Genomic DNA, 24,108 nt, shown 5'->3' on the forward strand with positions numbered 1-24,108 from the left:
CAGCCCCCATCTTAGGGAGAATATGATGTCTACAGCACCGCTTTGGCTTATTCAGAACGTCCGTTTACCGGGCCGTGAAGGCTTTTGGCAACTGGCTATTGAGAACGGTCGTTTTGGCGAAATCACCCCGACGGGCGAAAAGCAGGGTGAGAGCTATGAAGTGTTGAATGCCCGCGGAGGGTTAGCCATCCCGCCTTTTATCGAACCGCATATCCACCTGGATACCACCCAGACCGCAGGTGAGCCGAACTGGAACCAGTCCGGGACGCTGTTTGAAGGCATAGAGCGTTGGGCAGAGCGCAAAGCGCTGCTCAGCCATGAGGATGTCAAAGCCCGGGCCTGGAAAACCCTGAAGTGGCAGATCGCCAACGGCATCCAGTTTGTGCGCACCCATGTGGATGTCTCCGACCCGACGCTGACCGCCCTGAAAGCGATGCTGGAGGTGAAGCAGGAGGTCGCCCCGTGGGTGACGCTGCAGATTGTGGCCTTCCCGCAGGAAGGGATTCTCTCTTACCCGAATGGCGCGGCGCTGCTGGAAGAGGCCTTAAAGCTCGGGGCGGATGTGGTGGGCGCCATCCCGCACTTCGAATTCACCCGGGAGTATGGCGTCCAGTCCCTGCATATCGCCTTTGAACTGGCGAAGAAGTACGACCGGCCGCTGGATATTCACTGCGATGAGATCGACGATGAACAGTCACGGTTTGTCGAAACGGTGGCGACGCTGGCGTATGAGGCCGGGATCGGCCCGCGCGTCACTGCCAGCCATACCACCGCCATGCACTCTTATAACGGGGCTTACACTTCGCGGCTGTTTCGTCTGCTGAAGCTCTCCGGGATTAACTTTGTGGCCAATCCGCTGGTGAATATCCATCTGCAGGGGCGCTTTGATGATTATCCGAAGCGGCGCGGCATTACCCGCGTGAAGGAGCTGTTTGAGGCGGGCGTCAACGTCTGCTTCGGCCATGACGACGTGTTTGATCCGTGGTATCCGCTGGGCACCGGCAATATGTTGCAGGTGCTGCATATGGGGCTGCATGTCTGTCAGATGATGGGGTATCAGCAAATTGATAGCGGACTTAACTTGATCACCTATAACAGCGCCAGAACGTTTGGGCTGAGCGATTACGGTATTGAGACGGGGAATCCGGCGAATCTGGTGATTCTGCCCGCGGAAAGTGGCTTTGAGGCGGTGCGTTGTCAGGTGCCTGTGCGCTGGTCGATTCGTCAGGGCAGGGTCATTGCCGCCACGCAGTTAGCCCAGACATGGGTTCAGATGGACAGCGGTGGGGAAGAGGTATGCTTTACCAAAAACAGCCCCTTTACTGAGCGCAAAGGGGCATAAGGATTAGTGCGTCGCTGCCGCCGCGTTATGCTGGCGGTGGCGGGTGACGAAGCCCAGCACCAGGCACATTACAAATACCACGGCATAAAGACCATTGGCGGTGTGTAACGCTGCCAGCGGGCCGCTGTGCGCCACAATCGGGCCGGTTACCACGAAGGTCAGCATGGTGCCGATGGTGCCGCAGGTCAGCACGAAGTTAACCAGCTTCGGCGAAGCCACTTTGGTCTGCAGGGAGCCCAGAGTGATGATCGAGGTGTAAATGGCGCTGGAGAAGAAGCCGAGCGTCAGGATAAACCACGGCATCTGCTCCGGAGAGCCGTTGATAAACAGGTACATCAGCACGGTGGCGGCGCCCGCCAGCACGGTGAGGATCCGCTGCAGATCGAAGAAGCGCAGGATAAAGCTGAACGCCCACATGCCGAACATGTAGGACATCCAGAAGTCACTCACCAGCTTACCGGCATCGTTCAGGCTCATCCCCAGACCTTTGGCATACTCCGGCACCCAAGAGATAAAGCCCAGTTGACCCAGGATGTAGCAGAGGGCGGCGATGGAGAGGAACAGGACACCAATCCCCCATTTTTCTTTCACCACCGGCTCGCTGGTGGTCTGCGCTTTTTTGCCCAGGACCGGGAAGTCACAGCCGAAGGTCAGAATAAAGATCGCCACGTAGACCAGACCAATGCAGGCGTAAACCCAGTACCACTCAATGCTGCGGGCCTGCAGCGCGGCGGCCACAATCGGGAAGATCATCCCTGCCATGCTGAAGAAGGAGTCGGTGAAGAGCAGTCGCGCGCCGCGCTGACGGCCTTCATACATGTGGGTAATGAGGAAGGTACCAATCGACATGGTGATGCCGCTGACCAGACCCAGCACAAACATGGCGGCGGAGAACAATGCGATGCTATGGCTGAGCATCAGACCCGCCACGGCAAGCACCATCAGCACAAAGCCAAAACGCAGCTGGGTTTTCAGTGGGACGATTTCCATCAGCCAGGCATTGAGAAAAATGGAGATCAGGATCCCGGCGTTAAGAAAGGTGAAGGTGTTACTCATGCTGGAAACGGGCAGGTTGAAATAGTCTGCGATATTTCCCATCACCATCCCGGTGACAATTACCAACGCACCGGTGAGGGCGTAGGAGAAGAAGCTGATCCATGTGAGCTTGATACGATTGCTGTTAGTCATGACTGGCCTGTGAAGAGAAGTGTAAAGCGCATTGGCTGCGCTGCGAGCGGCCAGATTTTAATCGTGAATGTGATCTAATTAAATCTTTTAGGTCAAATTAATCATTCATTGCATTATAAATAGTGATATTAATCACGTTAATGGTGCTGGCACGACTTTGCCGGGCGGTTACATCTGTTTCAAATAGGTAAAATTAGGTAAAGGGCTGGCCTGGATTCATACTGCTCTTTAGAATCAAGCCATTCGCTTTCTTTACTGCGCTTTGTTAAGGAATTCTCATGCTCAAATCAACTCTGGCGGCTGTCGCGGCTGTATTCGCTCTTTCAGCCCTCTCTCCTGCTGCGCTGGCAGCGAAAGGAGACCCGCACGTTCTGTTGACCACCTCTGCCGGCAACATTGAGCTGGAACTGAACAGTCAGAAAGCTCCCGTTTCTGTGAAAAACTTCCTCGATTATGTCAACAGCGGTTTTTATAACGGCACTACGTTCCACCGTGTGATCCCGGGCTTTATGGTGCAGGGCGGCGGCTTCAACGATCAGATGCAGCAGAAGCAGCCAAACCCGCCAATCAAGAACGAAGCGGATAACGGCCTGCGTAACACCCGCGGCACCATCTCTATGGCGCGTACCGCCGATAAAGACAGCGCAACCAGCCAGTTCTTCCTCAACGTGGCGGACAACGCCTTCCTTGACCACGGCCAGCGTGACTTTGGCTATGCGGTATTTGGTAAAATTGTGAAAGGCATGGATGTAGCCGATAAAATTTCTCAGGTGCAGACGCACGACGTCGGCCCTTACCAGAATGTGCCGTCAAAACCGATAGTTATCCTCTCTGCGAAAGTCCTGCCTTAATCCGTAATGGCGCGGGCAGGTTTTGCCCGCGTTGCCTTTACCTCCCTGCGAAACCGCAGTTTGCTGCTTATACTTGTGGCAACACGGGCACAAGCAGGGAGGAAAAGGGTGAAAAAACTCACTGATAAGCAAAAATCCCGTCTTTGGGAACAACAGCGAAACGCGAATTTTCAGGCCAGTCGCCGTCTTGAAGGCGTCGATAGTCCCTTAGTCACGCTCAATGCCGACGAGGCAGAACTGCGTCTTGAGGAGCTCAGGAGGCAGTATGAGCGATAAATACGGCAACGATCGCGATCCCTATCTCTATCCCGGCCTGAATGTCATGCGTAACCGGCTGGGCATCCGCCAGGCGGAGCGTCTGGCGCAGGCGGCGTATGAATTTACCGCACTGCGAGCGGCAACCCTGGGGCTGGGGCCGCTGCTGCGCGGCCTCCCACATCTGTGCGCCATTCATCAGCATATCTATCAGGATATCTTTGACTGGGCGGGTGATATTCGTGAGATGGATATTTACCAGGGCGATACCCGCTTCTGCCACTTCGCCTACATCGAAAAAGAGGGCAACGCCCTGATGCAGGATCTGGAGGAGGAGGGCTATCTCGTTGGGCTGGAGAGAGAGGAGTTCATTAACCGCCTCAGCCACTACTATTGCGAGATCAACGTTCTGCATCCGTTCCGCATCGGCAACGGTATTGTTCAGCGCATCTTCTTTGAGCAGCTGGCGATCCATGCGGGCTACCAGCTTGACTGGCGCGATATCGATCCGGAAGAGTGGGCGCAGGCCAACCAGAGCGGTGCGATGGGGGATCTGAGCGCGTTGAACGCAATCTTCAGTAAAGTGGTAAGCGAAGCCGGGGAAATTGAGTAGAATAGGGCGGCCATTTTTTCAGGAGCCGCCATGATTCTGCTGATTGATAACTACGATTCCTTCACCTGGAACCTGTACCAGTATTTTTGCGAGCTGGGGGCGGAGGTGGTGGTCCGGCGCAACGACGCACTCTCGCTGGAGGATGTCGCCACGCTCAATCCGCAAAAAATCGTTATCTCCCCCGGCCCCTGCACGCCGGATGAGTCTGGCATCTCGCTGGCGGTGATCCAGCGCTATGCCGGTGAAGTGCCGATTCTGGGCGTCTGCCTCGGGCATCAGGCCATCGCCCAGGTCTTTGGCGCCACCATTGTGCGGGCAGCGAAAGTGATGCATGGCAAAACCTCCCCGGTGACGCACAACGGCGTCGGAGTTTTCTGCGGTCTGAACAACCCCCTTACCGTCACCCGCTATCACTCACTGATTATCGATCCGCCCACCTTACCCGACTGCTTTGAGGTCACCGCCTGGAGCGAAACGCAGGAGATCATGGGTATCCGTCACCGTGAATGGGATCTGGAAGGGGTGCAGTTCCACCCCGAAAGCATTCTCAGCGAACAGGGCCACCAGCTGCTGGCTAATTTCCTCAATCGTTGATTTTTAGTTGCCATAAAGTGATTTTTTAAGCATATTTCGTGATTATATTTTCACTTCTGCTTTGTACTTAAAAAAGGGTGGGGTTACATGGCAACTGAACAATCTGCAATTACGCGCGCAACATTCGATGAAGTGATACTGCCAGTTTATGCACCGGCTGAGTTTATCCCGGTGAAGGGGAAAGGCAGCCGCGTCTGGGATCAGCAGGGCAAAGAGTACATTGATTTTGCGGGCGGCATTGCGGTGACGGCGTTAGGTCACTGCCACCCGGCGCTGGTCGAGGCGCTGAAAACCCAGGGCGAAACCCTGTGGCACACCAGCAACGTCTTTACCAACGAACCTGCGCTACGTCTCGGGCGCAAAATCATCGAGGCTACCTTTGCCGAGCGTGTGCTGTTTATGAACTCCGGCACCGAAGCCAACGAAACCGCTTTCAAGCTGGCCCGTTATTACGCCTCCACCCGCCACAGCCCGTTTAAAACCAAAATCATCGCCTTCCACAATGCGTTTCATGGCCGTTCGCTGTTTACCGTGACCGTGGGCGGTCAGCCAAAATATTCCGATGGTTTTGGCCCGAAACCGGCCGACATCATCCACGTGCCGTTTAACGATCTGCATGCGGTAAAAGCGGTGATGGACGATCACACCTGCGCGGTGGTGGTTGAGCCGATCCAGGGTGAAGGCGGCGTGATGGCGGCAACGCCAGAATTCCTGCAGGGGCTACGCGATCTGTGCGATCAGCACCAGGCCCTGCTGGTCTTTGACGAAGTGCAGAGCGGCATGGGCCGTACTGGGGATCTCTTTGCTTATATGCACTACGGCGTGACGCCGGACATCCTGACCAGCGCCAAAGCGCTCGGGGGTGGCTTCCCGGTGAGCGCCGTGCTCACCACGCAGGATATCGCATCGGCATTCCACGTGGGCTCTCACGGCTCGACCTATGGCGGCAACCCGCTGGCGTGCGCGGTTGCCGGAGCGGCGTTCGATATCATCAATACCCCGGAAGTGCTGAGCGGCGTCAATACGAAGCGCGAGCAGTTTGTGAAGCATCTCCAGCAGATCGATGCGCAGTACGATGTCTTCAGTGATATCCGTGGCATGGGACTGTTGATTGGTGCCGAACTGAAGCCGCAGTACAAAGGCCGGGCGCGCGATTTTCTCTACGCCGCCGCCAGCGAAGGGACGATGGTGCTCAACGCCGGGCCGGACGTGATGCGCTTTGCGCCGTCGCTGCTGGTGGAAAGCCAGGATATCGAAGAGGGGATGACCCGCTTTGCGCAGGCGGTGAAGCGGGTGGTTCAGCAGTAGCTGTGTAGCCCGGCGGCGCTACGCTTGCACGGGCCTACAAGACCGTAGGCCGGGTAAGCGCAGCGCCACCCGGCGTTTAATACGGTGTGCGTTTCAAACGCCGGATCAACCAGATGCCATGATGTGGACGCTGGCGCCAGGCCACCGACGAAATGGTGTGCATAGTATTCAGATGCCCCAGAATGCGCTGCAGATGTTGTTCCAGCGTGCTCATCGGGCCGTGCGTCAGCGTCTCTGGCGCTTCCAGAATATTGCTGTCCCCACTCTCACCCGGCTCATCATACTCCAGGCGCTGCTGGCAGCGCTGAAGGCCGATTTCACACGACTGCAAATAACGCTGCGCCAGGTCTGGCGTCAGCATCGTATGCTCCCGCGCCAGGGTCGTCATTGCGTTGATATGCTCGACGATAAACTGGCTGTGCGTCACCCACAGTTTCATATCCGCCAGATAGGCCGAATTGAAGCCCGGCTCCTGCATCGCCTGGTTGAGGGAGTTGAACAGGGCATTATGCGCCTGGTTGACCTTCATGCGCTGCCAGGCCAGCGGCGTGGGTTGCGGATCGTCGCTGAGGATCAGGCGGATGGCCTCCTGGTCGGCCTCCAGCGCGTCGTGGGCGTTCTGTCGCAGCAATCCGCTCTGCCACTGCGGCCACAGCCACACCATGCCGCCAAAGGCAATCAGGCAGCCAATCAGCGTATCTGCCAGCCGGGCGATAATAAACTGCTCACCATTGAGCGTAATCAGTTGCAGGGTGTAGACCGCGGTCAGCGTAAAGCCCACCGTCGCCCAGCCGTAGTTCTTACGGATGATGAGGTAACTCACCAGCGTTACCAGCAGCATACCCGTCAGGGTATAGCCTTCCGGGACGTGAAGGTGCAGGGTGATCCCCGCAATAATCAGCCCCGCCATCGTGCCGCCTGCCCGGTGGAGGATGCGCACCCGCGTGGCGCTGTAGCCGTTTTGCGTCACCAGCAGAACGGTCATTAAGATCCAGTAAGGCTTAGGCAGGTGCAGCGCCATACCCATCAGGCTGGCGATACTCAGCATGACGCTGATACGTGCCGCATTACGCAGGGCGGCAGACTTTAGCGACAGATAGCTTCTCAGGGCGGGGATCAGCGGCAGGCGCTTCTGCTTATCCGCCATCAGGTCACGCGGGTAGAGCGGGCGTTGGGTGCGAAGCACGCGGGCAATACGGCTGAAGTGCCAGGCGGCGAACTGGCCGACCGGGTTATCCGCATGCTGGCGGGCAATTTTCTCCAGCGCGCCGAGCTGTTTGTCCATGTTAAAGCGGGTGGGATAGCGGTGATAGAGAATATCGTCGGCCAGTACCCGCAGCCGGGCGGCGACGGTCTGCGCGTTCCAGCGGATCACCGCTTCAGCGTGGCTGCGCTCGACCAGCTTTTGCACCTCTTGCGGATGATGCAGGCTAACGGAGATATGCTCCTGCAGATCCAGCCCCACCTGGAAGATACGCAGCAGCCGCTTGTATTCATGATTCCTGTTCGCCGCCAGCATATGCAGTTGCTGGTAACACTGACTAATCAGGTCCACCACCTTCTGCTGGCGCGCCAGCAGCGGCGGCAGCGATTTTTCCGGGTCGGTGTGCTGGGTCAGCAGGGTATATTTGGCTTCACAGTAATCAGCCAGCTGGCGGTAGAGTACGCTCAGGGATTCACGCAGCGGCTGCTCCCGCCACAGCCAGAACCAGAACCAGTTAAACAGCCCGTACCAGAGTGTCCCCAGGGCGTAGATCAGCAGCGGCGCCCAGATCGGTAAATTCCCCGCCAGGCTCAGGGTAAAGATGGCCGCAATCAGCGAGGCGGGCAGCAGGCGGGCGTGGAGGGCGCTGATCTCCGCCGTGACCCCTAACGTCATCGCCAGTGCGGTCAGAATGAGGGGCAGCGGAATATCACGCGCCAGCAGCAATTGTACCGCCAGACTACAGCCAGCAAACAGGCAGCCGCCAATTATCAGGCGTTTAAAAAAGCGTTTATGGGGCGTGTCGAGACCCGCAATGTTGCAGCAGGCGGGAACAAGAGAAAACAGAAGGCCGTATTGCAGATAACCGAGTACTAACCCCACAGCCACAGGGAGACACAACACCAGGGTTTGCCGTAGTGCGTAGTTAACTTCCGGGTGATAAATGAGCCTGCGCCACATGGGTGAGAGAGACAAAAACGGCGTGTCATCATGCGATGCCACGCCGTCTGAGCGGAATTAACGTGTTCCGTAAACCACGATGGTTTTACCGTGGGCGGAAATCAGGTTCTGATCTTCCAGCATTTTCAGAATACGACCCACTGTCTCACGGGAACAACCGACGATCTGACCGATCTCCTGACGGGTAATTTTAATTTGCATACCGTCCGGGTGGGTCATGGCGTCTGGCTGTTTCGCCAGGTTCAGCAGCGTCTGAGCGATACGGCCCGTCACGTCCAGGAAGGCGAGGTTACCCACTTTCTCAGAGGTGACCTGCAGACGGCGAGCCATCTGCGAAGAGAGGCGCATCAGGATATCCGGGTTAACCTGGATCAGCTGGCGGAATTTCTTATAAGAGATCTCAGCCACTTCACACGCAGTTTTTGCCCGGACCCAGGCGCTACGCTCCTGACCTTCTTCAAACAGGCCCAGTTCACCGATAAAGTCTCCCTGATTCAGGTAAGAGAGGATCATCTCTTTGCCTTCTTCATCTTTGATCAGCACTGCCACTGAGCCTTTGACGATGTAATACAACGTTTCCGCTTTTTCACCCTGGTGAATCAGCGTGCTCTTCGATGGGTACTTATGAATGTGGCAATGAGACAAGAACCATTCGAGAGTCGGGTCTGTTTGCGGTTTGCCAAGCACCATGCGCTGTTATCCTCTGTTATAAGCTGTCTCCAGAGTCAGGCTTTCTACCTTCGCTCTGGGGTTGCAATCGAATTCTTCCCCTTACCTGGGGATCTGGCTGTCACAATAATTAGCAGCCTGTAATGTGTGATGTCCTCTGCATACATGTGCAACGTCAATGTATTACTGTAGCATCACGACTGTTTTAGCATAGGTTTTGCCGCGTGTCTCCTGGTGTCTCGCTTCAGCTTGATGCAGGTCGACTTCCTTTGCCAGAATTGTTACTGGCGCGTAATCTGACAGAAAAAATGCAAGCCTGGAGTGAGTTAAAATGCAAGCACGTGTGAAATGGGTTGAAGGGTTAACGTTCCTCGGTGAGTCCGCCTCGGGGCACCAGATTCTGATGGATGGCAACTCCGGTGATAAAGCACCCAGCCCGATGGAAGTGGTTCTGATGGCGGCAGGGGGATGCAGCGCTATCGACGTGGTCTCGATTCTGCAAAAAGGGCGTCACGATGTGACCGACTGCGAAGTGAAACTGACCTCAGAGCGCCGGGATGAAGCGCCGCGTCTCTTTACCCATATCAACCTTCATTTCGTGGTCACTGGCAAAGCGTTGAAAGATGCTGCGGTCTCCCGCGCGGTGGATCTCTCTGCGGAGAAGTACTGCTCCGTGGCGCTGATGCTGGAAAAAGCGGTCAATATTACCCATTCGTATGAAGTGATCGAGGCGTAAGTCCCGGATCAAACGCCGGGCGGCACTTCGTTTGCCCGGCCTACAAGCCTCAATCGATCTTCTTCCCTTCCATTAACCGCTGTACCAGCGGCGTCATGATCAACTCCATCGCCAGTCCCATCTTCCCGCCCGGGACCACCAGCGTATTCATGTGCGAGATAAACGAGCCCTGCAGCATCGCCAGCAGCCAGGGGTAATCGATATTGTCCAGATTGCGGAAATGGATCACCACAAAGCTCTCATCCAGCGACGGGATCGCTTTTGCGGCAAAGGGGTTAGAGGTGTCCACAGTCGGGACGCGCTGGAAATTAATATGGGTGCGGGAAAACTGCGGCGTGAGGAAGTTAATGTAATCTTCCATGGAGCGAACCACCGAATCCATCACCGCTTCTCGGGAATGGCCGCGTTCGCTGGTATCCCGCGTCAGCTTCTGGATCCACTCCAGGTTTACAATGGGTACGACGCCCACCAGCAGATCGACATGGCGCGCCACGTCATGGTGCGGCGTGACGACCCCGCCGTGCAGACCTTCATAAAACAGCACGTCGGTGGGTTCTGGCAGCGGCTGCCAGGGCGTAAAGGTGCCCGGAACCTGGTTCCACGGTACCGCTTCGTCATAGGTATGCAGGTATTTGCGCGACTGGCCCGTGCCGCTTCGCCCGTACTCTGCGAAGGTCTGCTCCAGCAGGCCAAAGTCGTTAGCATCGGGGCCAAAGTAGCTGATATGTTTGCCTAAATCACGGGCCTTGCGGATGGCCATATCCATCTCAGGGCGGGTGTAGCGGTGAAAGCTGTCGCCTTCGACCTCCGCGGCACGCAGATGCAGTTGCGAGAAGATCTTACGAAAGGCGAGGCTGGTGGTGGTGGTACCTGCACCACTCGACCCTGTGACGGCGATAACCGGATGTCTGGCGGACATAGCAACTCCCTGAGTGGAAAGATGTCGCGGTTAACCGCGAAATTGATTGCGAGGCATGATGTTGACAGTTTCGTGCAACTCGGACCATACGACCAGCACCTCACCGCTTTGCAGCTGGCGCCTGATATCAGCGACCTTCTGCTCAAGCGAACGTTCCTCTTCACCATAATCGGTGCCTTCGCGTAACACAAAGCTTTCAATCAGATTATCCAGCGTTTCGGGAGCCAGATCCTGCCAGGGAATGATCATGTCTATTTTTCCAGATAGGGGGTTAGCCAGTCCGGGATACGTGTCTCCAGCCACATCTGCGGTCTACGCAGCGTTCCGCTGATAAAGCCCACGTGCCCACCATGTTCGGTCAGTTGATACTCTACGTTTGCCGGTAAATGTTCCGGCGCCGGAATCGAGTGATGATCCATAAACGGATCGTCTTTCGCGTGAATAATCAGCGTAGGCCGGGTGATTTGATTCAGCAACGGCATGGCGCTGCACTGGCGATAGTAGTCAATCGCATCGGCAAAGCCATGGATTTTCGCGGTGATCAGATCGTCAAATTCACGAATGCGTCGCATGCGCTTGAGCTGCTCCAGGTTGACCGGCAGCGAGCCCGGATAGGCTTTCAGTTTACGTGAGGCGTTGCCTTTCAGCAGGTTAAGCAGGTAGTGCTGATAGACGCGCGAAAAGCCCTTATCCATATGATAGCTGCACTGTTCCAGCATAAACGGAGCAGAAACGATAACGGCGGCGTCCAGCGGAATAGCGTCCCCCTCTTTTGCCAGCAGGCAGGCCAGCATGTTTCCCCCCAGCGAATAGCCTACCGCAGCGGTGGGGGCAGGGCCGTGAGTCTCTGCCAGCCAGCGCAGGAACCAGGTACCATCTTCTGTTTCGCCAGAGTGATAGATGCGTTTCTGGCGATTGGGTTCGCCGCTACAGCCTCTGAAATGCATTACCACGCCCAGCCAACCGCGCGCTTTCGCCGCCTCAATCAGACCATGAGCATAGGGGCTGTGCAGGCTGCCCTCCAGACCGTGAAAGACCACCAGCCGGGGTTTGTGCTGTGCCTGAAGCGGATCTTCGCTCCAGGCTAAGTCAACGAAGTCATCATCCGGCAGGTCAAGGCGCTGCCAGAAAGGGGTAAAACGCACTTTACGACGGATAAGACGCGGCAGCATGGTCTGCAGGTGTCGATTCGACAGGCCCCGCATGGGGACAAAGGTCGCGCTCTCGTCGGGCGTAAAGTTAAATTCGGATGGGATTGTTTGTGTCATAGGGTTGTGAAGTATTTGTGTGGTCTGCTTTTACTATACAGCCTGATACTTTTTACATTTGTTTAATCGCGGCTTATCAGGCGGTTGAGTTGCCGCCTGCTAAGCCAGGAAGGATTAGTCCGCCTGCAGCATCTCTTCGAGCTGCTCCTGCGCCTCCAGCCAGGCCATTTCGCACTCCTCAAGGCTGGATTTGGTTTTAGCCTGCACCTGCAGGCACTCGGTTAGCTCGGCTTTACGAGTCTGGTCATACAGGCCGCTGTCGCCCAGCTTCTCTTCCACGGTGGCCAGCGTGGCGTTGAGCTTCTCCATCTCTTTTTCCAGACGGGTGATCTCTTTACGCAGCGGCTGGGTTTGGGTGCGCAGTTCAGCTTCGCGACGCTTCTGATCCTTACGGGCCTGGGCGCTGTTGGCGTTCTCTTTCGCAGCTTCTTCCGGCTGGTTTTCCTGCTTCTGTACGTCCGTCAGCCATTGCTGATAATCTTCCAGATCGCCGTCGAAAGGCTCTACTTTACTGTCGTGCACCAGGTAGAGATCGTCGGTGGTGGAGCGGATCAGGTGACGATCGTGCGAAACGACCACCAGCGCGCCTTCGAACTCAATCAGCGCCTCGGTCAGCGCCTGGCGCATGTCCAGATCCAGGTGGTTAGTCGGTTCATCGAGCAGCAGCAGGTTAGGGCGCTGCCAGACGATGAGGGCCAGCACCAGACGCGCTTTTTCTCCGCCGGAGAAGCGCTCAGTATTCTCGGTCACTTTATCGCCCTGGAAGCCGAAGCCGCCCAGATAATCCCGCAGCTTCTGCTCCATCTCCTGCGGGGCCAGACGCGCCAGGTGCTGTAGTGGCGATTCGTCCGCGCGCAAAAATTCCAGCTGATGCTGAGCGAAGTAGCCAAGCTTGATGCCCTTCGCCAGACCAATATCGCCACGTACCGGCGTAAGCTCGCCCGCCAGCAGCTTAATCAGCGTCGATTTACCGGCGCCATTGCGCCCGAGCAGACCGATGCGGGAACCCGGCACCAGGTTGAGTTTGATGGAGTCCAGGATGATGCGCTCGCCATAGCCCGCGCTAACCTTTTCCATTTTCAGCAGCGGGTTGGGCAGGCTTTCCGGCGCGCGGAAGCTAAAGTGGAACGGGTTGTCGACGTGCGCCGGGGCGATCATCTCCATGCGTTCCAGCATCTTAATGCGGCTCTGGGCCTGTTTGGCTTTTGATGCTTTCGCCTTGAAGCGATCGACAAAGCTCTGCAGGTGCGCCACGCGCTGCTGCTGGCTTTCGTACATCGCCTGCTGCTGGGAGAGGCGTACCGCGCGCTGGCGCTCAAACGAACTGTAGTTGCCGGTGTACTCGAACATCGTTTCCTGTTCGATATGAATAATTTTATCCACCACCGGGTCAAGGAAGTCACGGTCGTGGGAGATCAGGATCAGCGTGCCCTGATAGCTCTTCAGCCACTTCTCCAGCCAGATCACCGCATCCAGATCGAGGTGGTTAGTCGGTTCATCGAGCAGTAGCAGGTCAGAGCGGCAGATCAGCGCCTGGGCCAGGTTAAGGCGCATGCGCCAGCCACCGGAGAAATCGCTGACCGGGCGTTCCAGCTGCTCGTTACTGAATCCCAGGCCGTGCAACAGGCTGGCGGCGCGGGAGCGAATAGTCCAGGCATCAATAGCGTCGAGTTTGCCATGCACGGTGGCAATCGCATGGCCGTCGTTGCGTTCGTTGGCGGCATGCAGCTCCGCTTCCAGCTTGCGGTATTCCCGATCGCCGTCGATAACATAATCCATCGCCGGTACGCTCAGGGCTGGCGTCTCCTGGTTTACCCAGGCCAGCTGCCAGTTGCCGGGGTAGGTAAAATTACCGCCGTCGGCACTGATTTCGTTTTTCAGCAATGACAGTAACGTGGATTTACCGCAGCCGTTTTTGCCCACCAGGCCGACTTTCTGGCCCGGGTTAATGGTGGCTGTAGCGTTGTCCAGCAGGACACGTACGCCGCGACGAATTTGTAATGAGGAGAAAACAATCATAGAGCGCCGTATGTTCCGACTATGTTAAGTTGTCATTATAATCAGGTTAAATGTGCCGCCACGCGCCGCGTGGGTGTGCCATGGTAGCCCAAAACAACAGTGATGACGACCCGGGAGAGGAATGATGTCCCAGACAGCCAAAGTGCTGCTGCTGTATGCCCATCCGGAGTCTCAGGACTCGGTCGCCAACCGGGTTTTGCTACAACCGGCATTACAGCTAAGTAATGTGACAGTGCACGATCTTTACGCGCACTACCCCGATTTTTTTATCGATATTCCCTATGAGCAGGAGCTGCTGCGTCAGCACGACGTCATCGTATTTCAGCATCCTCTCTACACCTACAGCTGCCCCGCGCTGCTGAAAGAGTGGCTGGATCGCGTCCTGAGCCGTGGATTTGCCAGTGGGGTGGGAGGAAACCAGCTGGCGGGAAAGTCCTGGCGGAGCGTCATTACCACTGGCGAGCCGGAGAGTGCGTATCGCCACGATGGGCTTAACCGCTACTCGATGAACGAGATCTTACGCCCGTTCGAGCTGACTGCGGCCATGTGCCGCATGCACTGGCTGAGTCCGATCATTATCTACTGGGCTCGTCGGCAGCATCAGGATGAGCTGGCCAGCCATGCCCGCGCGTACGGTGAGTGGCTGGCGGGGCCAAATCTGACGGGAGGTCACTGATGGAAGGCTCAGATCTTTTACTGGCAGGCGTGTTGTTCCTGTTTGCCGCCGTGGTGGCGGTGCCGTTGGCATCGCGTCTGGGGATTGGCGCGGTGCTCGGCTATCTGCTGGCGGGCATCGCCATCGGTCCGTGGGGGCTGGGGTTCATCAGCGATGTGGACGAAATCCTGCACTTCTCGGAGCTGGGCGTCGTCTTTCTGATGTTTATTATCGGCCTTGAGCTGAACCCGACGAAGCTCTGGCAACTACGGCGCTCGATCTTTGGTGTGGGTGCCGCGCAGGTGCTGTGCAGCGCGGTGATCCTTGGTGGACTCCTGATGCTGACCCAGTTCTCATGGCAGGCCGCGGTGGTTGGCGGGATTGGTCTGGCGATGTCCTCTACGGCAATGGCGTTACAGCTGATGCGCGATAAGGGCATGAACCGCAACGAAGCGGGGCAGCTGGGCTTCTCGATCCTGCTGTTTCAGGATCTGGCGGTGATCCCCGCGCTGGCCCTGGTTCCACTGCTGGCAGGATCGGGAGAGGAGCATTTCGACTGGATGAAGATCGGCATGAAGGTGTTGGCCTTTGCCGGCATGCTGGTGGGAGGGCGCTATCTGCTCCGCCCGGTGTTCCGGTTTATTGCCGCCTCCGGCGTACGCGAGGTATTTACCGCCGCGACGCTGCTGCTGGTGCTGGGATCGGCCCTGTTTATGGATGCGCTGGGCCTGTCGATGGCGCTCGGTACTTTTATCGCGGGTGTGCTGCTGGCGGAGAGTGAGTACCGGCATGAACTGGAAATTGCCATCGATCCCTTTAAGGGGCTGCTGTTAGGGCTGTTCTTTATCTCTGTCGGCATGGCGCTGAATCTGGGCGTGCTCTACACCCATATCCTGTGGGTGGTGATGAGCGTTGCCGTGCTGGTCACGGTTAAAATGGCGGTGCTGTATGGGCTGGCGCGGGTTTACGGCCTGCGGCAGGCGGAAAAGGCGCAGCTTGCCGGGGTGCTGAGCCAGGGGGGCGAATTCGCTTTTGTGCTCTTCTCCACAGCATCGTCCCAGAGATTGTTTCAGGATGACCAGATGGCGCTGCTGTTAGTGACCGTGACGCTGTCGATGATGACCACGCCGCTGCTCATGAAGCTTATCGATAAGCAGCTGTCTCGCCGGATGAATGCCCCGGAAGATGAGCATGAAGCGCCCTTTGTGGAGGACGATAAACCGCAGGTGATTGTGGTGGGCTTCGGGCGGTTTGGGCAGGTGATCGGGCGTCTGCTGATGGCGAATAAAATGCGCGTGACGGTGCTTGAGCGCGACATCAGCGCGGTAAACCTGATGCGTAAGTACGGTTATAAGGTCTATTACGGCGATGCTACACAGGTCGAACTGCTGCGCTCCGCAGGCGCAGAGGCGGCGGAGTCGATTGTTATCACCTGTAATGATCCGGAAGACACCCTGAAGCTGGTGGAGATCTGCCAGCAGCACTTTCCCCATCTGCACATCCTGGCCCGGGCGCGAGGGCGTGTTGAGGCACATGAGCTGCTTCAGGCAGGGGTAAAGTATTTTACCCGCGAGACCTTCTCCAGTGCACTGGAGCTGGGGCGTAAAGCATTAGTGACGCTGGGTATGCATCCTCATCAGGCCCAGCGCGCGCAGTTACATTTCCGTCGTCTTGATATGCGCATGCTGCGCGAGTTGATGCCGGTCCACACCGATACGGTGCAGATTTCCCGCGTACGGGAGGCGCGTCGCGAGCTGGAAGAGATTTTCCAGCGTGAGATGCAGCAGGAGCGTCGGCAGCCGGACGGCTGGGATGAATATGAATAACGAGGTAAAGAATGGCGGTACGTAAACGTTTTATCGCCGGCGCGAAATGCCCGGCCTGCCAGGCTCAGGATTCACTGGCCATGTGGCGAGAGAACAATATCGATATTGTTGAGTGTGTTAAGTGCGGTCACCAGATGCGTGAAGCCGATAAAGAAGTGCGCGATCACGTTCGCAAAGAAGAACAAGTGATCGGCATTTTTCATCCGGACTAGCGATATGCCCCGAGTTTTTTTAAGCTAAAGGGTACACGGGTGCAGAATTCGGCTACAATCTGCGCCAGCAATTTTCCCACGCTCAGGAGATATCATGAAAGTAGCAAAAGACCTGGTGGTCAGCCTGGCCTATCAGGTACGTACAGAAGACGGTGTGTTGGTTGATGAGTCTCCGGTGAGTGCGCCGCTGGACTACCTGCACGGTCACGGTTCCCTGATCTCCGGCCTGGAAAACGCGCTGGACGGTCATGAAGTTGGTGACAAATTTGACGTTGCTGTAGGCGCAAACGACGCTTACGGTCAGTACGATGAAAACCTGGTTCAGCGTGTTCCTAAAGACGTCTTCATGGGCGTTGATGAGCTGCAGGTTGGCATGCGTTTCCTGGCTGAAACTGACCAGGGTCCGGTTCCAGTAGAAATTACCGAAGTTGAAGACGACCACGTTGTGGTTGACGGCAACCACATGCTGGCTGGCCAGAACCTGAAGTTCAACGTTGAAGTGGTTGCGATCCGCGAAGCCACTGAAGAAGAGCTGGCTCACGGCCACGTTCATGGTGCGCACGGTCATGACCACGATCACGGTCACGATGGCTGCTGCGGTGGTCACGGCCACGATCACGACCATGGCCACGACCATGGCCACGAGCACGGTAAAGGCGGCTGCGGCGGTAACGGCGGCTGCGGTTGCCACTAAGCGTTACGCCTTAAGGCACAAAAAAGCGGGATATTCCCGCTTTTTTTACGTCTCAATAATGGGGTGGCGGCGTCTCTTCCGACTGCGACGCGATGTGCGATGCCTGGGAGGCTTTTACTTTTTCCGTTAACAGACGCATCAGATCCCGCAGCTTTGCCATCTCCAGCTCGTGGGCGGTGACGGTCTGATTCAGCTCATCGATGGTGATCTCCTGAAAAGCCAGGCGGCTTTCAAGCTCAGCCAGACGTGCTTCCATCTCTCTATTCTGCATGATTCACCTCGTTTGTTTCGTTAAACCCGTCCGGGGCTGGCGGCGGCGAATTTTACCTGAGATTATCCTTGCGCGCAGTAAACATCCCCTTGCTGCGAAACTAATTTAAACAAAAATAGTCTGAAATGTGGTGCTAATCAGGGGTGTCTACCTGTAGATTTGTTCCTCAACGTTTTATAGTACGCTACTCATTTACGCTTAACACGGGGTGAGAGTCCCCGGCCCTGGAGAAATGGATGAAATCACTGTTTAAAGTAACGCTGCTGGCGACCACGATGGCTGTCGCTTTGCATGCGCCGCTGACTTTCGCTGCCGATACCGCGGCGAAACCTGCTGCGACTGCTGACAGCAATGCGGCGTTCAAAAATGACGACCAGAAATCAGCCTACGCACTGGGCGCATCTCTGGGCCGTTACATGGAAAACTCTCTGAAAGAGCAAGAAAAACTGGGCATCAAGCTGGATCAGGCGCAGCTGATCGCGGGCGTACAGGATGCTTTTGCAGACAAGAGCAAACTGTCTGACCAGGAAATCGAGCAAACTCTGCAGGCTTTCGAAGCGCGCGTGAAAGGCGCAGCGCAGGAGAAGATGGAGAAAGACGCGGCTGAGAACGAAGCGAAAGGCAAAACCTTCCGTGACGCTTTCGCTAAAGAGAAAGGCGCAAAAACTTCTCCTACTGGCCTGGTCTACAAAGTAGAGAAAGAAGGGACTGGCGAGGCACCGAAAGACAGCGATACCGTCGTTGTGAACTACAAAGGTACCCTGACCGACGGTAAAGAGTTCGATAACTCTTACACCCGCGGTGAGCCACTCTCATTCCGTCTTGATGGTGTTATCCCTGGCTGGACTGAAGGCCTGAAGAACATCAAGAAAGGCGGTAAAATCAAGCTGGTCATCCCACCGGATCTGGCTTATGGCAAAACGGGTGTCCCGGGTATCCCGGCTAACTCCACCCTGGTATTCGACGTAGAGTTGCTGGACATCAAGCCAGCGCCGAAAGCGGATGCTAAGCCTGACGCGAAGCCAGAAGCGCCGGCAGAAGCCACCAAGAAGTAAACCGGTTAAAACCGCCGCCTCAGAAGCGGCGGTTTTTTTATTGGGGTATAGATATAATTAACACTGGAAGCGCTATCTACGCTGTATTAACTTAATTGCCCGTGTAAATAATGAGCCTGCCCTGAAAACCTACCGACAGGCTCCTGAAAAGGAGTGTTTTTTTCATGACCAGGTCGCTTTTAACCAACGAAACCAGCGAACTTGATTTGCTGGATCAACGTCCTTTCGATCAGACCGATTTCGATATTCTGAAATCCTACGAAGCGGTAGTGGACGGGTTAGCGATGCTCATTGGGTCCCACTGCGAAATCGTTTTGCACTCCCTGCAAGATCTGAAATGTTCTGCCATCCGCATCGCCAATGGTGAGCATACTGGCCGTAAAATCGGCTCGCCAATCACTGACCTTGCACTGCGTATGCTGCACGACATGACCGGCGCGGACAGCAGCGTCTCCAAATGTTATTTCACCCGCGCGAAGAGCGGTGTTCTCATGAAGTCCGTGACCATCGCGATCCGCAACCGCGATCATCGCGTGATTGGTTTGCTGTGCATCAACATGAACCTTGATGTGCCGTTCTCCCAGATCATGAACACCTTCATTCCGCCAGAAACGCCGGATGTTGGATCCACAGTAAACTTTGCCTCTTCCGTTGAAGATCTCGTGACCCAGACGCTGGAATTCACCATTGAAGAAGTTAATGCCGATCGTAACGTCTCCAACAATGCCAAGAATCGTCAGATCGTGCTTAACCTCTACGAAAAAGGCATTTTTGATATTAAAGACGCCATTAACCAGGTGGCCGATCGCCTCAACATCTCCAAGCACACGGTCTATCTCTACATCCGTCAGTTCAAAAGCGGCGATTTCCTGGGGCAAGAGAAGTAATGCGTTTTGCATTAATGGTGACAGGCCCGGCATACGGTACACAGCAGGCCAGCAGCGCGTTGCAGTTTGCCCGCGCACTGCTGGCGGCCGGACATGAGCTGGTCAGCGTCTTTTTTTATCGGGAAGGGGTGTATAACGCAAACCAGCTGACCTCTCCCGCATCAGACGAGTTCGATCTGGTCCGGGCCTGGCAGTCGCTGAACCAGGAGCATGGCGTTGCCCTGCATATCTGCGTGGCGGCGGCTCTGCGTCGGGGCGTAAGCGATGCGAATGAAGCGCAACGTCTCGGTTTGCCTGCCGCGAATCTTAACGAGGGCTTCTCCCTTAGCGGTCTTGGGGCGCTGGCACAGGCTGCCTTAACCTGCGATCGTATGGTGCAATTCTGATGAACCGCGTTGCGTTTGTATTTCATTCTGCCCCACATGGCAGTGCCGCTGGAAGGGAAGGGCTGGATGCGTTACTGGCCACTTCTGCACTGACGGAAGAGATCGGTGTGTTCTTTATCGGAGACGGCGTATTTCAGCTGCTTGCCGGTCAGCAGCCGCAGGCGGTGCTGGCGCGGGATTACATCTCGACATTTAAAGTCCTGCCGTTGTATGACATCGAGACGTTCTATGTCTGTGCAGCTTCACTGCAGGCCCGCGGCCTGAAAGAGAATACCCCCTTCATTCTGGACGCGACTGTACTTGCACCGGCATTACTGCGGGAACAGCTTTCCCACTACGACACAATCCTGACATTCTGAGGCGCGCATGCTCCATACCCTGAGCCGTTCCCCCTGGCACTGCGACATCGAAAGCCTGTTAAGCATGCTGCGTGAGGGTGATACTGTGCTGCTGATCCAGGATGGCGTTCTGGCGGCAGTAGAAGGTAGCCGCTTTGTTGATATTCTCTGTAATGCCCCCATCTCTGTCTCAGCGCTTAAAGATGATATCGAGGCCCGCGGCCTAATTGGTCAAATTTCAACCAAAATTGACGTGGTTAGCTATACTGATTTCGTCAATCTGGCCATCCAGCACACCGGCCAAATGAACTGGTGATCTGAGATCGCTGTATAATTCTTGACACCTTTTCGACGTAGCCCTAAAATTTCGCGTCCTCATATTGTATGAGGGCGTTTTATTACGTGTTTACGAAGCAAAAGCTAAAACCAGGAGCTATTTAATGGCAACAGTTAACCAGCTGGTACGCAAACCACGTGCACGCAAAGTTGCAAAAAGCAACGTGCCTGCGCTGGAAGCCTGCCCGCAGAAACGTGGCGTATGTACTCGTGTATATACTACCACTCCTAAAAAACCAAACTCCGCACTGCGTAAAGTATGCCGTGTGCGTTTGACTAACGGTTTTGAAGTGACTTCCTACATCGGTGGTGAAGGTCACAACCTGCAGGAACACTCCGTGATCCTGATCCGTGGCGGTCGTGTAAAAGACCTTCCGGGTGTTCGTTACCACACCGTTCGTGGTGCGCTTGACTGCTCCGGCGTTAAAGACCGTAAGCAATCTCGCTCCAAATACGGCGTGAAACGTCCTAAGGCTTAATGGTTCTCCGTTAAGTAAGGCCAAACTGATTTATCTTAATGTCACACTAAACTCTTAGAGTTTTGGACAATCCTGAATTAACAACGGAGTATTCCCATGCCACGTCGTCGCGTCATTGGTCAGCGTAAAATTCTTCCAGATCCGAAATTCGGATCAGAACTGCTGGCAAAATTTGTAAATATCCTGATGGTAGATGGTAAAAAATCTACTGCAGAAGCAATCGTATACAGCGCGCTGGAGACCCTGGCTCAGCGTTCTGGTAAAAATGAACTGGAAGCTTTCGAAGTAGCTCTCGACAACGTGCGTCCGACTGTAGAAGTTAAGTCTCGCCGCGTTGGTGGTTCTACTTATCAGGTACCAGTTGAAGTCCGTCCGGTCCGTCGTAATGCTCTGGCAATGCGTTGGATCGTTGAAGCTGCTCGTAAACGCGGTGATAAATCCATGGCTCTGCGTCTGGCGAACGAACTTTCTGACGCTGCAGACAACAAAGGTACTGCAGTTAAGAAACGTGAAGACGTTCACCGTATGGCAGAAGCCAACAAGGCGTTCGCACACTACCGTTGGTAATCCCTTCGGAGTATTAGTCACCAGGCGGGCGCTTCAGCGAAGCAGCCCGCTTTGGGTTACTTAACTGAACGCCTAAAAAGATAAACGAGGAATCAAATGGCTCGTACAACACCCATCGCACGCTACCGTAACATCGGTATCAGTGCGCACATCGACGCCGGTAAAACCACTACCACCGAACGTATTCTGTTCTACACCGGTGTAAACCATAAAATCGGTGAAGTTCATGACGGCGCCGCAACCATGGACTGGATGGAGCAGGAGCAGGAGCGTGGTATTACCATCACCTCCGCAGCGACTACTGCATTTTGGTCTGGTATGGCTAAGCAGTATGAACCACACCGCGTAAACATCATCGACACCCCGGGCCACGTTGACTTCACCATCGAAGTAGAACGTTCCATGCGTGTTCTTGATGGTGCGGTAATGGTTTACTGCGCAGTTGGTGGTGTTCAGCCACAGTCTGAAACCGTATGGCGTCAGGCAAATAAATATAAAGTTCCACGCATTGCGTTCGTTAACAAAATGGACCGTATGGGTGCGAACTTCCTGAAAGTTGTTGGTCAGATCAAAACCCGTCTGGGCGCGAACCCTGTTCCGCTGCAGCTGGCGATTGGTGCTGAAGAAGGTTTCACCGGTGTTGTTGACCTGGTGAAAATGAAAGCCATCAACTGGAATGAAGAAGACGCAGGCGTAACCTTCACTTATGAAGATATCCCGGCTGACATGCAGGACCTGGCTGACGAATGGCACCAGAACCTGATCGAGTCCGCTGCAGAAGCTTCAGAAGATCTGATGGAGAAATACCTGGGTGGTGAAGAACTGTCTGAAGAAGAGATCAAAAAAGCTCTGCGTCAGCGTGTTCTGAACAACGAAATCATCCTGGTAACCTGTGGTTCTGCGTTCAAGAACAAAGGTGTTCAGGCGATGCTGGATGCGGTAATTGATTACCTGCCATCCCCGGTAGACGTTCCTGCGATCAACGGTATCCTGGACGACGGTAAAGACACGCCGGCTGAGCGTCACGCAAGTGATGACGAGCCGTTTGCTGCTCTGGCGTTCAAAATCGCTACCGACCCGTTCGTGGGTAACCTGACGTTCTTCCGCGTGTACTCTGGTGTGGTTAACTCCGGTGACACCATCCTGAACTCCGTGAAAGCTGCACGTGAGCGTTTCGGTCGTATCGTACAGATGCACGCGAACAAACGTGAAGAGATCAAAGAAGTTCGCGCGGGTGACATCGCTGCTGCTATCGGTCTGAAAGACGTGACTACTGGTGATACCCTGTGTAACCCAGATCACCCGATCATTCTGGAGCGCATGGAGTTCCCAGAGCCAGTAATCTCTATCGCCGTTGAACCAAAAACCAAAGCTGACCAGGAAAAAATGGGTCTGGCTCTGGGCCGTCTGGCTAAAGAAGACCCATCATTCCGCGTATGGACTGATGAAGAATCTAACCAGACCATCATCGCTGGTATGGGTGAACTGCACCTGGACATCATCGTTGACCGTATGAAGCGTGAATTCAACGTTGAAGCTAACGTGGGTAAACCTCAGGTTGCTTACCGCGAAGCAATTCGCCAGAAAGTTACCGATGTTGAAGGTAAACACGCTAAGCAGTCTGGTGGTCGTGGTCAGTACGGTCACGTTGTGATCGACATGTACCCACTGGAGCCGGGCTCTAACCCTAAAGGTTACGAGTTCATCAACGACATCAAAGGTGGTGTAATTCCTGGCGAATACATCCCTGCCGTTGATAAAGGCATCCAGGAGCAGCTGAAGTCTGGTCCGCTGGCTGGTTACCCGGTAGTAGACATGGGTATTCGTCTGCACTTCGGTTCTTACCATGACGTTGACTCCTCTGAACTGGCGTTTAAACTGGCTGCTTCTATCGCCTTTAAAGAAGGCTTTAAGAAAGCGAAACCAGTTCTGCTTGAGCCAATCATGAAGGTTGAAGTAGAAACGCCTGAAGAGAACACCGGTGACGTCATCGGTGACTTGAGCCGTCGTCGTGGTATGCTGCGTGGTCAGGAAACTAACGTTACTGGCGTTGTGATCCACGCTGAAGTTCCGCTGTCTGAAATGTTCGGATATGCAACTCAGCTGCGTTCTCTGACCAAAGGTCGTGCTTCTTACTCCATGGAGTTCCTGAAGTATGATGATGCGCCGAACAACGTTGCTCAGGCCGTAATTGAAGCCCGTGGTAAATAAGCCGTAGGGTTAAAATCTAAGTCCCGTGCCCCCTCGGTGAGGGGGCACTATAGTAAGGAATATAGCCGTGTCTAAAGAAAAATTTGAACGTACAAAACCGCACGTCAACGTTGGTACTATCGGCCACGTTGACCACGGTAAAACTACCCTGACCGCTGCAATCACTACCGTTCTGGCTAAAACCTACGGTGGTTCTGCTCGTGCATTCGACCAGATCGATAACGCACCAGAAGAAAAAGCTCGTGGTATCACCATCAACACTTCT

28 protein-coding genes are annotated in these 24,108 nt (G+C 55.3%); 20 read left to right on the forward strand and 8 right to left on the reverse strand.

Going from position 1 to position 24,108, the window contains the following annotated elements:
- Positions 1 to 25 precede the first annotated feature (25 nt).
- On the forward strand, positions 26 to 1,342 hold the full coding sequence (locus ACOKCT_RS19955; RefSeq protein ID WP_156655301.1) for a cytosine deaminase: 1,317 nt from the start codon (positions 26 to 28) through the stop codon (positions 1,340 to 1,342).
- Between the two features lie 3 nt (positions 1,343 to 1,345).
- Here the strand turns inward: ACOKCT_RS19955 and tsgA are convergent, their stop codons facing one another.
- Positions 1,346 to 2,530 (reverse strand): MFS transporter TsgA, encoded by a 1,185-nt coding sequence (gene tsgA / locus ACOKCT_RS19960; protein ID WP_420193807.1) that lies wholly within the window; start codon positions 2,528 to 2,530, stop codon positions 1,346 to 1,348.
- Positions 2,531 to 2,808: 278 nt separating this feature from the next.
- Between tsgA and ppiA the strand changes: the two genes are divergently transcribed.
- The 5 genes from ppiA to argD all read left to right on the forward strand — a co-directional run bounded on the left by ppiA (position 2,809) and on the right by argD (position 6,151).
- Positions 2,809 to 3,381: a peptidylprolyl isomerase A gene (gene ppiA / locus ACOKCT_RS19965; RefSeq protein ID WP_159340223.1), complete on the forward strand. Its 573-nt coding sequence runs from the start codon at positions 2,809 to 2,811 to the stop codon at positions 3,379 to 3,381.
- A 108-nt stretch (positions 3,382 to 3,489) separates the two neighbouring features.
- Positions 3,490 to 3,657: a YhfG family protein gene (locus tag ACOKCT_RS19970; RefSeq protein ID WP_103177289.1), complete on the forward strand. Its 168-nt coding sequence runs from the start codon at positions 3,490 to 3,492 to the stop codon at positions 3,655 to 3,657.
- A complete protein-coding gene (locus ACOKCT_RS19975) occupies positions 3,647 to 4,249 on the forward strand; it encodes a putative adenosine monophosphate-protein transferase Fic (protein WP_159340224.1) in 603 nt (200 codons plus the stop codon). The genes ACOKCT_RS19970 and ACOKCT_RS19975 overlap by 11 nt, the downstream gene beginning before the upstream one ends.
- 30 nt (positions 4,250 to 4,279) lie before the next feature.
- A complete protein-coding gene (gene pabA / locus ACOKCT_RS19980; protein ID WP_156655299.1) occupies positions 4,280 to 4,843 on the forward strand; it encodes an aminodeoxychorismate synthase component 2 in 564 nt (187 codons plus the stop codon).
- 87 nt (positions 4,844 to 4,930) lie between these two features.
- A complete protein-coding gene (gene argD / locus ACOKCT_RS19985; protein WP_159340225.1) occupies positions 4,931 to 6,151 on the forward strand; it encodes a bifunctional acetylornithine/succinyldiaminopimelate transaminase in 1,221 nt (406 codons plus the stop codon).
- A gap of 76 nt (positions 6,152 to 6,227) precedes the next feature.
- Here argD and ACOKCT_RS19990 read toward each other — a convergent pair whose 3' ends face one another.
- Together ACOKCT_RS19990 and crp are read right to left on the reverse strand one after the other, a co-directional pair.
- On the reverse strand, positions 6,228 to 8,315 hold the full coding sequence (locus tag ACOKCT_RS19990; protein ID WP_159340230.1) for a YccS/YhfK family putative transporter: 2,088 nt from the start codon (positions 8,313 to 8,315) through the stop codon (positions 6,228 to 6,230).
- Positions 8,316 to 8,372: 57 nt separating this feature from the next.
- The gene (crp, locus tag ACOKCT_RS19995; RefSeq protein ID WP_000242758.1) at positions 8,373 to 9,005 is read right to left on the reverse strand and encodes a cAMP-activated global transcriptional regulator CRP; all 633 of its coding nucleotides are present in this window, start codon (positions 9,003 to 9,005) and stop codon (positions 8,373 to 8,375) included.
- A gap of 310 nt (positions 9,006 to 9,315) precedes the next feature.
- Here crp and ACOKCT_RS20000 point away from each other — a divergent pair, with 310 nt between their 5' ends.
- Positions 9,316 to 9,720 (forward strand): OsmC family protein, encoded by a 405-nt coding sequence (locus ACOKCT_RS20000; protein WP_103824831.1) that lies wholly within the window; start codon positions 9,316 to 9,318, stop codon positions 9,718 to 9,720.
- Positions 9,721 to 9,769: 49 nt separating this feature from the next.
- On the opposite strand, the gene ACOKCT_RS20005 is transcribed toward ACOKCT_RS20000, so the two are convergent.
- The 4 genes from ACOKCT_RS20005 to ACOKCT_RS20020 form a co-directional block, all read right to left on the reverse strand.
- Entirely contained in the window at positions 9,770 to 10,639 is an 870-nt protein-coding gene (locus tag ACOKCT_RS20005) for a phosphoribulokinase (RefSeq protein ID WP_103177283.1), read from the reverse strand.
- 30 nt (positions 10,640 to 10,669) lie between these two features.
- Positions 10,670 to 10,888 (reverse strand): YheU family protein, encoded by a 219-nt coding sequence (locus tag ACOKCT_RS20010; RefSeq protein WP_103177282.1) that lies wholly within the window; start codon positions 10,886 to 10,888, stop codon positions 10,670 to 10,672.
- A gap of 2 nt (positions 10,889 to 10,890) precedes the next feature.
- Positions 10,891 to 11,907: a hydrolase gene (locus ACOKCT_RS20015; RefSeq protein WP_103177281.1), complete on the reverse strand. Its 1,017-nt coding sequence runs from the start codon at positions 11,905 to 11,907 to the stop codon at positions 10,891 to 10,893.
- 114 nt (positions 11,908 to 12,021) lie between these two features.
- On the reverse strand, positions 12,022 to 13,926 hold the full coding sequence (locus ACOKCT_RS20020) for an ABC transporter ATP-binding protein (RefSeq protein ID WP_159340226.1): 1,905 nt from the start codon (positions 13,924 to 13,926) through the stop codon (positions 12,022 to 12,024).
- A 121-nt stretch (positions 13,927 to 14,047) separates the two neighbouring features.
- Here ACOKCT_RS20020 and kefG point away from each other — a divergent pair, with 121 nt between their 5' ends.
- From kefG to slyD, 4 genes are all read left to right on the forward strand, one after another.
- A complete protein-coding gene (gene kefG / locus ACOKCT_RS20025; RefSeq protein WP_103177279.1) occupies positions 14,048 to 14,602 on the forward strand; it encodes a glutathione-regulated potassium-efflux system ancillary protein KefG in 555 nt (184 codons plus the stop codon).
- Entirely contained in the window at positions 14,602 to 16,407 is a 1,806-nt protein-coding gene (kefB, locus tag ACOKCT_RS20030) for a glutathione-regulated potassium-efflux system protein KefB (protein ID WP_103177278.1), read from the forward strand. Before kefG ends, kefB begins: the two co-directional genes overlap by 1 nt.
- A gap of 11 nt (positions 16,408 to 16,418) precedes the next feature.
- Positions 16,419 to 16,619 carry a YheV family putative zinc ribbon protein gene (locus tag ACOKCT_RS20035; RefSeq protein WP_103177277.1) on the forward strand — a complete coding sequence of 67 codons (201 nt, stop codon included), beginning with the start codon at positions 16,419 to 16,421 and terminating at the stop codon, positions 16,617 to 16,619.
- A 94-nt stretch (positions 16,620 to 16,713) separates the two neighbouring features.
- Positions 16,714 to 17,313 carry a peptidylprolyl isomerase gene (gene slyD, locus ACOKCT_RS20040; protein ID WP_420193808.1) on the forward strand — a complete coding sequence of 200 codons (600 nt, stop codon included), beginning with the start codon at positions 16,714 to 16,716 and terminating at the stop codon, positions 17,311 to 17,313.
- A 52-nt stretch (positions 17,314 to 17,365) separates the two neighbouring features.
- On the opposite strand, the gene ACOKCT_RS20045 is transcribed toward slyD, so the two are convergent.
- The gene (locus ACOKCT_RS20045) at positions 17,366 to 17,584 is read right to left on the reverse strand and encodes a protein SlyX (RefSeq protein WP_103177275.1); all 219 of its coding nucleotides are present in this window, start codon (positions 17,582 to 17,584) and stop codon (positions 17,366 to 17,368) included.
- Between the two features lie 236 nt (positions 17,585 to 17,820).
- On the opposite strand from ACOKCT_RS20045, the gene fkpA reads away from it, so the two are divergent.
- The 9 genes from fkpA to ACOKCT_RS20090 form a co-directional block, all read left to right on the forward strand.
- Positions 17,821 to 18,639: an FKBP-type peptidyl-prolyl cis-trans isomerase gene (gene fkpA / locus ACOKCT_RS20050; protein WP_103177274.1), complete on the forward strand. Its 819-nt coding sequence runs from the start codon at positions 17,821 to 17,823 to the stop codon at positions 18,637 to 18,639.
- 164 nt (positions 18,640 to 18,803) lie between these two features.
- Positions 18,804 to 19,526 carry a helix-turn-helix transcriptional regulator gene (locus tag ACOKCT_RS20055; protein ID WP_103177273.1) on the forward strand — a complete coding sequence of 241 codons (723 nt, stop codon included), beginning with the start codon at positions 18,804 to 18,806 and terminating at the stop codon, positions 19,524 to 19,526.
- Positions 19,526 to 19,912 carry a sulfurtransferase complex subunit TusD gene (gene tusD / locus ACOKCT_RS20060; RefSeq protein ID WP_103177272.1) on the forward strand — a complete coding sequence of 129 codons (387 nt, stop codon included), beginning with the start codon at positions 19,526 to 19,528 and terminating at the stop codon, positions 19,910 to 19,912. Before ACOKCT_RS20055 ends, tusD begins: the two co-directional genes overlap by 1 nt.
- Positions 19,912 to 20,271, forward strand: coding sequence for a sulfurtransferase complex subunit TusC (gene tusC / locus ACOKCT_RS20065; RefSeq protein ID WP_103177271.1), 360 nt, complete (start codon positions 19,912 to 19,914; stop codon positions 20,269 to 20,271). The genes tusD and tusC overlap by 1 nt, the downstream gene beginning before the upstream one ends.
- Before the next feature lie 7 nt (positions 20,272 to 20,278).
- Complete coding sequence (tusB, locus tag ACOKCT_RS20070) at positions 20,279 to 20,566, forward strand: sulfurtransferase complex subunit TusB (RefSeq protein WP_103177270.1); 288 nt, start codon at positions 20,279 to 20,281, stop codon at positions 20,564 to 20,566.
- Positions 20,567 to 20,690: 124 nt separating this feature from the next.
- The gene (gene rpsL, locus ACOKCT_RS20075; protein ID WP_003023654.1) at positions 20,691 to 21,065 is read left to right on the forward strand and encodes a 30S ribosomal protein S12; all 375 of its coding nucleotides are present in this window, start codon (positions 20,691 to 20,693) and stop codon (positions 21,063 to 21,065) included.
- A gap of 96 nt (positions 21,066 to 21,161) precedes the next feature.
- The gene (rpsG, locus tag ACOKCT_RS20080; protein WP_004106370.1) at positions 21,162 to 21,632 is read left to right on the forward strand and encodes a 30S ribosomal protein S7; all 471 of its coding nucleotides are present in this window, start codon (positions 21,162 to 21,164) and stop codon (positions 21,630 to 21,632) included.
- Positions 21,633 to 21,728: 96 nt separating this feature from the next.
- Entirely contained in the window at positions 21,729 to 23,843 is a 2,115-nt protein-coding gene (gene fusA / locus ACOKCT_RS20085) for an elongation factor G (RefSeq protein ID WP_103177269.1), read from the forward strand.
- Between the two features lie 67 nt (positions 23,844 to 23,910).
- A partial coding sequence (locus ACOKCT_RS20090) for a GTP-binding protein (protein ID WP_032440645.1) occupies positions 23,911 to 24,108 on the forward strand: 198 nt, incomplete at its 3' end.

Origin of the sequence: Leclercia sp. M-A074-M, assembly GCF_965195605.1 — a bacterium.
In the GTDB taxonomy this organism is placed as follows: domain Bacteria; phylum Pseudomonadota; class Gammaproteobacteria; order Enterobacterales; family Enterobacteriaceae; genus Enterobacter.

Coding starts and splice junctions, on each gene's coding strand:
- argD (WP_159340225.1), top strand. CDS start 4,931: ATGGCAACTGAACAATCTGCAATTACGCGCGCAACATTCGATGAAGTG.
- fusA (WP_103177269.1), top strand. CDS start 21,729: ATGGCTCGTACAACACCCATCGCACGCTACCGTAACATCGGTATCAGT.
- ACOKCT_RS20020 (WP_159340226.1), bottom strand. CDS start 13,926: ATGATTGTTTTCTCCTCATTACAAATTCGTCGCGGCGTACGTGTCCTG.
- kefB (WP_103177278.1), top strand. CDS start 14,602: ATGGAAGGCTCAGATCTTTTACTGGCAGGCGTGTTGTTCCTGTTTGCC.
- tsgA (WP_420193807.1), bottom strand. CDS start 2,530: ATGACTAACAGCAATCGTATCAAGCTCACATGGATCAGCTTCTTCTCC.
- ppiA (WP_159340223.1), top strand. CDS start 2,809: ATGCTCAAATCAACTCTGGCGGCTGTCGCGGCTGTATTCGCTCTTTCA.
- slyD (WP_420193808.1), top strand. CDS start 16,714: ATGAAAGTAGCAAAAGACCTGGTGGTCAGCCTGGCCTATCAGGTACGT.
- ACOKCT_RS19990 (WP_159340230.1), bottom strand. CDS start 8,315: ATGTGGCGCAGGCTCATTTATCACCCGGAAGTTAACTACGCACTACGG.
- ACOKCT_RS20000 (WP_103824831.1), top strand. CDS start 9,316: ATGCAAGCACGTGTGAAATGGGTTGAAGGGTTAACGTTCCTCGGTGAG.
- ACOKCT_RS20055 (WP_103177273.1), top strand. CDS start 18,804: ATGACCAGGTCGCTTTTAACCAACGAAACCAGCGAACTTGATTTGCTG.
- ACOKCT_RS20010 (WP_103177282.1), bottom strand. CDS start 10,888: ATGATCATTCCCTGGCAGGATCTGGCTCCCGAAACGCTGGATAATCTG.
- ACOKCT_RS20005 (WP_103177283.1), bottom strand. CDS start 10,639: ATGTCCGCCAGACATCCGGTTATCGCCGTCACAGGGTCGAGTGGTGCA.
- ACOKCT_RS19955 (WP_156655301.1), top strand. CDS start 26: ATGTCTACAGCACCGCTTTGGCTTATTCAGAACGTCCGTTTACCGGGC.
- fkpA (WP_103177274.1), top strand. CDS start 17,821: ATGAAATCACTGTTTAAAGTAACGCTGCTGGCGACCACGATGGCTGTC.
- rpsG (WP_004106370.1), top strand. CDS start 21,162: ATGCCACGTCGTCGCGTCATTGGTCAGCGTAAAATTCTTCCAGATCCG.
- rpsL (WP_003023654.1), top strand. CDS start 20,691: ATGGCAACAGTTAACCAGCTGGTACGCAAACCACGTGCACGCAAAGTT.
- ACOKCT_RS20015 (WP_103177281.1), bottom strand. CDS start 11,907: ATGACACAAACAATCCCATCCGAATTTAACTTTACGCCCGACGAGAGC.
- ACOKCT_RS20045 (WP_103177275.1), bottom strand. CDS start 17,584: ATGCAGAATAGAGAGATGGAAGCACGTCTGGCTGAGCTTGAAAGCCGC.
- tusB (WP_103177270.1), top strand. CDS start 20,279: ATGCTCCATACCCTGAGCCGTTCCCCCTGGCACTGCGACATCGAAAGC.
- crp (WP_000242758.1), bottom strand. CDS start 9,005: ATGGTGCTTGGCAAACCGCAAACAGACCCGACTCTCGAATGGTTCTTG.
- ACOKCT_RS19975 (WP_159340224.1), top strand. CDS start 3,647: ATGAGCGATAAATACGGCAACGATCGCGATCCCTATCTCTATCCCGGC.
- ACOKCT_RS20035 (WP_103177277.1), top strand. CDS start 16,419: ATGGCGGTACGTAAACGTTTTATCGCCGGCGCGAAATGCCCGGCCTGC.
- tusC (WP_103177271.1), top strand. CDS start 19,912: ATGAACCGCGTTGCGTTTGTATTTCATTCTGCCCCACATGGCAGTGCC.
- tusD (WP_103177272.1), top strand. CDS start 19,526: ATGCGTTTTGCATTAATGGTGACAGGCCCGGCATACGGTACACAGCAG.
- pabA (WP_156655299.1), top strand. CDS start 4,280: ATGATTCTGCTGATTGATAACTACGATTCCTTCACCTGGAACCTGTAC.
- kefG (WP_103177279.1), top strand. CDS start 14,048: ATGATGTCCCAGACAGCCAAAGTGCTGCTGCTGTATGCCCATCCGGAG.